3 protein-coding genes are annotated in these 4,195 nt (G+C 44.9%); all 3 read right to left on the bottom strand.

The genetic code is table 11. The features are described from left to right. Positions 1–349: 349 nt before the first annotated feature. Entirely contained in the window at positions 350–1,537 is a 1,188-nt protein-coding gene (devC, locus tag ABF638_RS36900; RefSeq protein WP_435027705.1) for an ABC transporter permease DevC, read from the bottom strand. Between the two features lie 145 nt (positions 1,538–1,682). Beyond that, complete coding sequence (locus ABF638_RS36895; protein ID WP_435027704.1) at positions 1,683–2,879, bottom strand: ABC exporter membrane fusion protein; 1,197 nt, start codon at positions 2,877–2,879, stop codon at positions 1,683–1,685. A gap of 70 nt (positions 2,880–2,949) precedes the next feature. Then, positions 2,950–3,987: an oxygen-dependent coproporphyrinogen oxidase gene (gene hemF / locus ABF638_RS36890; RefSeq protein ID WP_435027702.1), complete on the bottom strand. Its 1,038-nt coding sequence runs from the start codon at positions 3,985–3,987 to the stop codon at positions 2,950–2,952. Positions 3,988–4,195: the final 208 nt, after the last annotated feature.

Genomic DNA, 4,195 nt, shown 5'->3' with positions numbered 1-4,195 from the left:
CCACTTGACAAGACTCTAATTTTCTTAACTTGACACCAATGGCGTCTCGCCCGCCTTTGTTTATTGGGCGGGCAAGATAAGATGCCATTAGTGTCAACTTCAGCCAAAAATAGTGTACTGATTGGGTGTTGTTCACCCTCCAAGGATTGTAAATCCCTGGCGGACGTGCGGTTTCGCGTTAAGTTGACACCAGTGGCAAGATGTCCACCCCACAATATTGGATAATTTATTTCTTGGAGTTCCCTTGGGCTTGGTTCTAGAAAACTGGTAGGGCTAGAAAACTATGAGTTTTAAAATGCGATATTTTTCTACACTTCAACTCAAAATTCATCACTCGATCGCTCAAAACTTAGAAGATATCAGCCGGATCGGCTGCTCGTAACTTTTGCATAGCGATCGCTCCGGCTCCAAGACACATGACGAAAGTCAAAACTAGCACAGTTACCGCACGAGCTAGTTTCATCGTAGTTGGTAAAAACGTCACAGATTGAAAAAAGATGTAAAATCCACTCGATAGCAAAAAACCTGGAAAAAAGCCCAAAACCGCTAAAGTAAAAGCTTCTTGAACAATAACTCCAATCAGATATCTATCGCTGTAACCCATTGCTTTTAACGTTGCGTATTCGGGCAAATGATCGGAGACATCGGTATAGAGAATTTGATAAACGATAACTGCTCCGACTAAAAAACCAATTGCAACACCGAGGTTAAAAGTCGGGCCAATAGAGGAACCTGTAGACCAATATGCACTTTCACGGGCAGTGAATTCAGCAAGATTTAGTACCAGTAAATCATCCGGTAGCTTGGCTCGTAAATCAGCCTGGATCTGCTCGATCGAGGCATTTGGTTCTACGTCAACAATACCCAGATCGATTTCGTTTGATCGGCGTTGGGGAAAGAGCCGTAAAAAGGTAGAATCGCTGACGATCAGATTGCCGTCAGCAGAAAAAGAAGAACCGAGCTTAAATAATCCAACTATTTGAATTTTATAATCGTTAGCTTGAACAGAAAGCGGATTCTGTTTTTTCAGTAAACTAGGAACGTCCCCAAGCTGAGGAACCAATCCGGCTCTGTCAAACAACGCTCGATTCAATAACTTCAGTTTATTCAATTGTTGATCGAGTTCTGGTAAGTCAAATGCTGGCTGATTCGGATCAATTCCGTAGACAAAAATTTGACGGCTAGCTCGATTTTCAGGATTTCGCCACGATGCTTGACTCACATATAGCGTCGCTAGGGATTCTACACCGTTAACACCTGCTATTTTATAGAGCTTATTTCTGGAAAAACTTTTGATAGATTGCAAGTTATCAGACAGTTTATTGACTAAAAATAAATCTCCTTTAAGCGTGGTATAGGGGGTAACTTGCGAATCAAAGAGTGCATCTCTAACTCCCAGTTGAAAAAACATCAGAAAATCAGCAAAAGCAATTCCTGCTATAGCAACGAACAATCGAGTCTTTTGACGGCTCATTTGCCGCCAAGCAAGTGGGGTTTTGCGGAATAATTTACCGAATATAAATGTTTTGATAGTCAAGTCGCTTCGCTCCAATTAAAAATTATAAATTCAAAATTCAAAATTAAAGAGTAGAGAGTGGGGGCTTGAACCTGCCACGCGATTCAAAATTCAAGAAACAAATCTTAATTTTCCCTATTCCCTATTCCCTATTCCCAGTCCCCTCTTAATTGTTATTTGGCTGAATGGCAACCTGTACTTGCAAGTTAGTTAAGTTCGCAACTCGTTTGCTATCTTGGGGATCGAGGGCAATTCTCACTTCAATGACTTTGCGATCGAGATTTTCTCCAGGTTCGCCGCTAGTTACTTCTTGTTGAATCACCTGTAGTCCAATGAGTCGAACAGTTCCGCGTAACTCTGGGGAGAACGACTCACTCGAAATCGTTACCTGTTGACCTTCACGAACTTTGCCAATATCAGTTTGATATATCTCTGCGATCGCTTGCATCGAACTGGTTTGTCCGAGTTCGGCAATGCCTTTCTCACCAACGACTTCTCCGGGTTTGGCCTTAATATCGAGAATGCGACCTGCTATGGGGGCGCGAATATAAACTTCAGCGAGATCAGCTTCAGCCTTTTTGACTGCGGCGATCGCTTTATTGACTTCAGCATCAGCTGCTTGCACGTCTACCGGACGTACCTCAGCAATCTCATCTAAGGTTGCCTTAGCTTGCTTGATCTGCTGTCGTAGAGTATCTACACTCTTATTTTGGTTAGCTCTCGCTTCGGTAAGCTGTGCTTGCGTTGTTTCCAGAGCAAGTTGTTTTCGATCTACTTCCACAGCAGAAATCGCTCCGTTTTGGTAAAGCGAGGAATAGCGATTGTACTCACTATTGGCAGTTTTGACTTCGGCTTGCCAGCGAGAGATAGTGGCATCTCTAGTAGCTATTTCGCCCTTTAACTCTTGTTCAAGGCGAGCGATTTCAGCTTTTTGGGCGGCAATCTCTCCAGATTTTGCGCCAGCTTGCACCTTGGCTAACTGTGCTTGGGATACTTTGACTTGTGCTTGTGCTTCCAGTAGAGCATTTTGCAAACGATCGCGCGAATCCATAATGGCGATCGCTTGACCTGCTTTAACGCTACTGCCACGCTGTACGAGGAGTTGGGCGACGCGATCGTTGCTTAATGTAGCAGGTACGGATACTTTGATAACTTCCGTTGCTGGTTCTATCCGTCCTAAAGCGGTAATTTCCTCAATCTTTGGTCTGGTTTGCACAACTTCAACGGGTTTGCTGGTTGGTTTCGATTGAGAATTTGATTGAGAAATACCGTAGAAAGCGATAATTCCTGTAAGGGCAGTACCACCGACAACTACAGCCAGCGTCCATTGCTTTGAAGGTTTCGAGAGTAATTGTAAATTCATGTCAATCCTTCAAATTTCAGTGAAGACTTTAGTAACGCAAAGCAGGCAAGCAACGGTTTGACGGCAAAAGTTAAACCAGAAGCGATGTCAGGCTTGCCCAATCTTGAGGCTTTAAAAATACTTGGTATAACTCGGCTTCTGGGGTGTTTGGTTCGGGTTGATAGCCGTACTCCCAACGCACTAATGGAGGTAAAGACATCAAAATTGATTCCGTGCGCCCGTTAGTTTGCAGTCCGAAAATTGTGCCGCGATCGTAAACTAAATTGAATTCAACATAACGTCCGCGCCGATATAATTGAAAATTACGTTCGCGATCGCTATACTCCATTGACTGCCGCCGCTTGACAATTGGCGTGTAAGCAGGTAAAAAAGCTTTACCACAATCCTGCACGAATGCAAATAATTCTTCCCAATTGCGGGATGCTGGTATGCCAACGCGATCGCTGGTGATTGCTGCTGCTCCTTTGGGATCGGGGCCTCGATAAAGCTGACCTTGACCGTCTTGATAGTCAAAAAAGATCCCGCCAATGCCCCGCATTTCTTGACGATGTTTGAGATAAAAATACTCGTCGCACCAAGGTTTAAAGACTGGATAATATTCGGGATCGTGCGCGTCACAAGCCTGCTTTAATGTGTGATGAAAATGGGCTGCATCTTCAGCAAACGGATAGTAAGGCGTTAGATCGATGCCGCCGCCAAACCACCAAACCGGGCCAGCTTCAAAGTAGCGGTAGTTGAGATGAACAGTTGGCACGTAAGGATTGCGCGGATGCAATACCATTGAAGTTCCGGTGGCATAAAACTGATGTCCCTCTGCCTCTGGACGTTGTGCCAAGATTGAAGGCGGTAGGTGAGAACCCCAGACTTCAGAGAAATTAACTCCACCTTGCTCGAATACTGCACCGTCGCGGATGACGCGGGATCTGCCGCCGCCCCCTTCAGGTCGTTCCCATGCATCTTCTTGAAACGTGCCTCCGCCATCTAGCTGTTGCAAACCCTGAGAGATTTCGTCTTGCAACTGTCGCATCAATTGACTGACTCTAGTCTTGGCATCAACTGGGGGTAGAGATTTGGATAGAGTTGCTTGAGGAGTTAAAGTAATCTTCATAAGATCAACCTATTTTTCCTATTTCCTAATAACGGGAAGGTTAATTTTTGCAAGTCGATGCATTAAAGGTGCAGGGCGATGCATCAAAGGTACAGGGCGATACATCAAAGGTGCAGGGCGATGCATCAAAGATGCAGGGCGATGCATCAAAGGTGCAGGGCGATGCATCAAAGGTGCAGGGCGATGCATCAAAGGTGCAGGGCGATGC

The sequence above is a fragment of the Nostoc sp. CALU 1950 genome, from assembly GCF_051172895.1.
GTDB classification, from domain to species: domain Bacteria; phylum Cyanobacteriota; class Cyanobacteriia; order Cyanobacteriales; family Nostocaceae; genus Nostoc; species Nostoc edaphicum_A.
The sequence above is the reverse complement of the archived record's forward strand: the minus strand, read 5'-3'. Positions and strand labels throughout refer to the sequence as shown.